Source organism: Mycobacterium sp. TH-M82 (assembly GCF_057473605.1).
The window spans coordinates 1-4494 of the sequence record NZ_JBYCKY010000544.1 but is presented as its reverse complement, the minus strand read 5'-3'; the positions used below and the strand labels follow the sequence as shown (position 1 = coordinate 4494).

Sequence of the window (4494 nt, the reverse complement as noted above, 5' to 3'; positions counted from 1 at the left end):
ACGATCCGGTCCACCTGCTCGTCGAACTCCTCCCAGCCCTGCAGCCGCACCTCGACGTTGCGGGTGGTTGGGACTTTGGCCAGTTTCGCCAGAGCGTAGTCGCGTTGCCGCTCGCTCAGCGTCAGCCCGATCACGTTGACGTCGTAGTTCTCGATCGCCCGCTGCATGCCGCCGCCCCAGCCGCAGCCGATATCCAGCAGGGTCATGCCCGGCTGCAGGCCCAGCTTGCCCAGCGCGAGGTCGAACTTGGCGTTCTGCGCCTCGTCGGTGGTCATGTCGTCGCGTTCGAAATACCCGCAGGTGTAGCCCATCGTCGGGCCCAGGAACAACTCGAAGAACTCATTGGAGATGTCATAGATCGACTGCAGTTCGGCGTACTTTGGTTCTAGTTTTGGCATTCTGAGTTCAATTCGCCTCGTCGCTGGTGGGCCGGGGGTGGAAGGAAGGCAACCCCGACAGCCTACAGCAGCGCCGCTGGGGAGCGGCGCGACGCCGTTCACCGGCAGCAGCGTATCGAGCAAACGGCTACCGGCCAGCGGCGAAGTTGGCCGTCAGCTCGCCGATGACCGGGTCCCACAGCTCTTCGGGCAGTTCGTGGCCCATCCCCTTGTACAGCACCAGCCGCGCGCCGTCGATGGCACGGGCTACCGCCCGTCCGCCGGAGGGCCGCATCAGTTTGTCGGCCAAACCGTGGATGATTACGGTCGGCGCAGTGATCTGCCGGTCGTATCCGATCAGGCTGCCGCTGCCCAGGATGGCGCCGAACTGGCGGGTCATGCCCCACGGGTAGTAGCTGCGCCGGTAGGCCTCGGCCGCCTCGGCCCGGATCCGATGTTCTGGAACCGGGTAGCGCGGGCCGCCGATGATCCTGCTGACCCGCACCGCGTTGTCGACCACGACGTCCTGCGGTGAACCGGGCGGTGGACCGGTGAGCATCGCCAGCAGGGCGCGCGGTGCCGGCGGTGGCAGCAACCCCCGGTTGTTGCTGGAGAAGATCACCGCCAGCGACGGTGTCCGGTCGGCATAGCGGGCCGCGAACACCTGGGCGATCATGCCGCCCATCGATGCGCCGACGATGTGCGCGCGGTCGACGCCGAGGTGGTCCAGCACCGCAGCGGCGTCGTCGGCCATGTCTTCGAGCGTGTACACCGATCTGCTGCCCAGCCCCAGCCAGGAGCGGATCATCCGCGGTGCCACAGCGCCGTGCGCGGGTGTCCGGTCGAGCTTGGTCGACAGCCCGACATCCCGGTTGTCGTAGCGGATGACGCGCAGGCCGTGGGCGACCAGCTTTTCGCAGAACGCGGTCCGCCACAGCAGCAGCTGCGCGCCCAGACCCATGATCAGCAAAACGGCCGGGTCGTCTGGGTTTCCCAGGTCTTCGTAGAAGATGTCCAGGTCGCCGGAGCGCGCGGTTCCGCTGCGCTGGGGCTGGCGAGCCAACGGAGCCACCGCTAAACCTCCAGTTCGTCCTTGTGTTCGCGGCTGACGTCGACCATGAAGTTGGCGAAGTAACCGGTCAACTGCGGGTCGGACATCATCTGCCAGTGTGGCGCCAGCAGTTTCATGTAGCGCTCGACGTAGAGGAACTGCTTGCCGATCAGCACCAACTCGCGTGGCAGTTTGACGTCGTAGGCGTCGGCCAGCGCCGAGAGCTGCCGGCCGATGTCGGCGTAGGACATGTCGCCGAGCGACTTCATCGTCAGCGGCGTGGCGAAGGCCTCCAGGTCCCTGGCGGCCTGACCCTCCGGTTTGACCGTGCCGACCGCGCCCATGAGCACGACGATCTTGCCGGCCGCCGCGTGGTCCTTCTTGACCAGCAGCGCATACACCAGCTCGCGAAGCAGCCAGCGGGTGCGCGGGTCGATGCGGCCCATGATGCCGAAGTCGAGGAAGACCACGCGGCCCGCCTCGTCGACGAACAGGTTGCCGGCGTGCAGGTCGCCGTGGAACAGGCCGTGGCGCAGCCCGCCCTCGAAGGTGGCAAACAGCAGTGCCTTGACCAGTTCCACGCCGTCGAAGCCCGCCTTGCCGATGGCGGCCGCGTCGTCGATGCGGATGCCGTGCACACGCTGCATGGTCAACACCCGCTCGCTGGTGTAGTCCCAGTAGACGTCGGGCACCTTGATGTTGGTGCCCAGCGGTGAGGCGTGCAGGTGGGCGACCCAGGTCTGCATGGACTGGGCTTCGATGCGAAAGTCCAGTTCCTCGGCCAGGTTGTCGGCGAAGTCGGCGACGACGTCGCGGGCGGACAGGCGCCGGCCCAGCTTGGCCAGCTCGACGACCTGGGCGAAGCGTTTCAGGATCTGCAGGTCGGCCGCGATCCGGCGGCGGATGCCGGGCCGCTGGATTTTGACGACGACCTCTGCACCGCTGTGCAGCGTGGCGAAGTGGACCTGGGCGATGGACGCCGACGCGATCGGTGTTTCATCGAAACTGGCGAATAGTTCGCCGAGCTCCGCGCCGAGCTCCTCGACGAGTAGCCGGTGCACTTGCGCGGGGTCGGCGGGCGGCACCGCGTCGAGCAGACTGCGGAACTCCCGCGACAGTGGCTCGCCGAACGCCCCGGGGCTCGAGGCGATGATCTGGCCGAATTTGACGTAGGTGGGGCCCAGCTCGGTGAAGGTCCGCGGGAGTTGCTTGATCACCTTCTGCTGCAACGGACCTGGCGCCAGCAGCTTCGCGAAGACGCGGGCCGTGGCGCGGGCGAGCTGCCAGCCCGTCGCGCCGACCCGTGCCGCCTCGAGCGGCAGCGGCACCCGGTCGAGTTTGGCCACCTGGCGGGAGACGGTCGAGCTCATTGTTGCAGTGTGCCAAATTCGCCCGGTCGTTACCGAATCACGGGGGTCGCCACAGCACGCCGAGCGTGAAACCGTTGCGAACATCCTGGTGAAATTCCGCAACGGTTTCACGCTCGGCGCGGAGGTTGGCCGCCGTAGGGTGCGGGAATGCAGGTGCTCTCCGCGGAGTCGACGGAGAAGTTCGTCGGTCCGGCCGATGCGCCGCTGCAACTGGCACGCGTCACCTGCAGGGGGTGCACCGAGCCGAGCCGAATCCGCGTCGACGGGGACGGCCTGGCCGGCGAGGCGGCGAACACGCAGGCCAACTACACCAGTACGTGGGCCGAGGACCCACCGGGGGCATCCGGTGCGGTGGACGGGGCTGCGTCGAAGCCGTCGCGTCCGGCCCGGCGATGGTGCGCTGGGCGGTGGCCAACGGCTGGCGGGCGCCCCCGGAGCCGACGCCAAAGTGCTGACCGGCTATGCCCGGCTGGACTTTCTCGCCGGCCTGCGGGTGGTATCCGCCGAACTCGGCGGCGACGCCGGCCTGGTCGGTGCGGCGGCACTGGCCGGCCTCAGCCGGGAGCCCTGAATCACTGTTGCCTCGCTTGCCCCAACACTCCCAGGTCGGAAGGGATGGCGTCAGTGCCCGCCTTCGAGCGACAGCGCGACCAGGCCTGCTGATCCCCGTTCCCCGGGCTGGGGTGTGCAGTATCAGTCGCTCGAAGGCGGGCAAATCCCCATATGGTCGCGTTGCGGTGACTGGTAAGGCTGGTAAGGCTGGTGAGGTATCGGCGACGTTTTGGCCGATAGCCACGGCCACGCTATGGTGGTTGCCGATCCACCGAAGACCGTCGGTCACCGAGTAATCGGTTGAAGGCCCGGGAATCCCCGGCGGCCCGCGCAGGAGGACGAGGCACCCGTCGGCGCACGCCGACGGAGCATGACGCCCCGACCCGCCTTGCGTCGGGGCGTTCGGCATTTCCCGGGTAGACCGGACACTGTAGATCCCGAGGAGGTGCCTAATGGCGCGCGCTGACAAGGCCGCCGCTGTTGCGCAGATCGCCGAGCAGTTCAAGGACTCGACCGCGACCGTGATCACCGAGTACCGCGGCCTGACGGTGGCCAACCTGGCCGAGCTGCGCCGCTCGCTGGCCGCGTCGGCCACCTACGCCGTGGCGAAGAACACGCTGGTCAAGAGGGCGGCAGCGGAGGCCGGCATCGACGGCCTCGACGAGCTGTTCGTCGGGCCGACGGCGATCGCGTTCGTCAGAGGTGAGCCGGTCGACGCCGCCAAGGCCATCAAGAACTTCACCAAAGACCACACCGCGCTGGTCATCAAGGGCGGCTACATGGACGGTCACCCGCTGACCGTCGGCGAGGTGGAGCGCATCGCGGATCTGGAGTCCCGCGAGGTGCTGCTGGCCAAGCTGGCCGGCGCGATGAAGGCCAACATGTCCAAGGCGGCCGGGCTGTTCAATGCTCCGGCATCGCAGGTGGCTCGGCTGGCGGCCGCACTGCAAGAAAAGAAGTCTGCCGAATAGCCCGCGACTCGAAACTGCCTAACCGGAATCAGAAAGGACCCACATCATGGCCAAAATGTCCACCGACGACCTGCTCGACGCCTTCAAGGAGATGACGCTGTTGGAGCTGTCGGACTTCGTCAAGAAGTTCGAGGAGACCTTCGAGGTCACCGCGGCCGCGCCGGTCGCCGTCG

General features: G+C 67.4%; 4 protein-coding genes and 3 pseudogenes. 4 read left to right on the top strand and 3 right to left on the bottom strand.

Annotation, left to right across the window (positions count from 1 at the left end; translation table 11 throughout):
- The 3 genes from AC2VON_RS16535 to AC2VON_RS16525 form a co-directional block, all read right to left on the bottom strand.
- The coding region (locus tag AC2VON_RS16535; protein ID WP_486953916.1) for a class I SAM-dependent methyltransferase at positions 1–398 on the bottom strand (398 nt) is incomplete at its 3' end.
- A gap of 127 nt (positions 399–525) precedes the next feature.
- The gene (locus AC2VON_RS16530; RefSeq protein WP_486953917.1) at positions 526–1440 is read right to left on the bottom strand and encodes an alpha/beta fold hydrolase; all 915 of its coding nucleotides are present in this window, start codon (positions 1438–1440) and stop codon (positions 526–528) included.
- Between the two features lie 11 nt (positions 1441–1451).
- Positions 1452–2798, bottom strand: a complete 1347-nt coding sequence (locus AC2VON_RS16525; RefSeq protein WP_486953915.1) for an ABC1 kinase family protein — start codon at positions 2796–2798, stop codon at positions 1452–1454.
- A gap of 147 nt (positions 2799–2945) precedes the next feature.
- Here AC2VON_RS16525 and AC2VON_RS16520 point away from each other — a divergent pair.
- The 4 genes and pseudogenes from AC2VON_RS16520 to AC2VON_RS16505 form a co-directional block, all read left to right on the top strand.
- Positions 2946–3158 (top strand): annotated as a pseudogene (locus AC2VON_RS16520) (hypothetical protein); the annotation flags it as partial.
- Positions 3065–3369, top strand: a pseudogene (locus AC2VON_RS16515) (ROK family protein); the annotation flags it as partial. The pseudogenes AC2VON_RS16520 and AC2VON_RS16515, both read left to right, overlap by 94 nt.
- 433 nt (positions 3370–3802) lie before the next feature.
- Positions 3803–4321: a 50S ribosomal protein L10 gene (rplJ, locus tag AC2VON_RS16510; protein ID WP_486953914.1), complete on the top strand. Its 519-nt coding sequence runs from the start codon at positions 3803–3805 to the stop codon at positions 4319–4321.
- 46 nt (positions 4322–4367) lie between these two features.
- Positions 4368–4494, top strand: a pseudogene (locus AC2VON_RS16505) (50S ribosomal protein L7/L12); the annotation flags it as partial.

Excerpts from the sequence above, each read along its gene's own strand:
- AC2VON_RS16525 (WP_486953915.1), bottom strand. The coding sequence starts at position 2,798 with ATGAGCTCGACCGTCTCCCGCCAGGTGGCCAAACTCGACCGGGTGCCG.
- rplJ (WP_486953914.1), top strand. The coding sequence starts at position 3,803 with ATGGCGCGCGCTGACAAGGCCGCCGCTGTTGCGCAGATCGCCGAGCAG.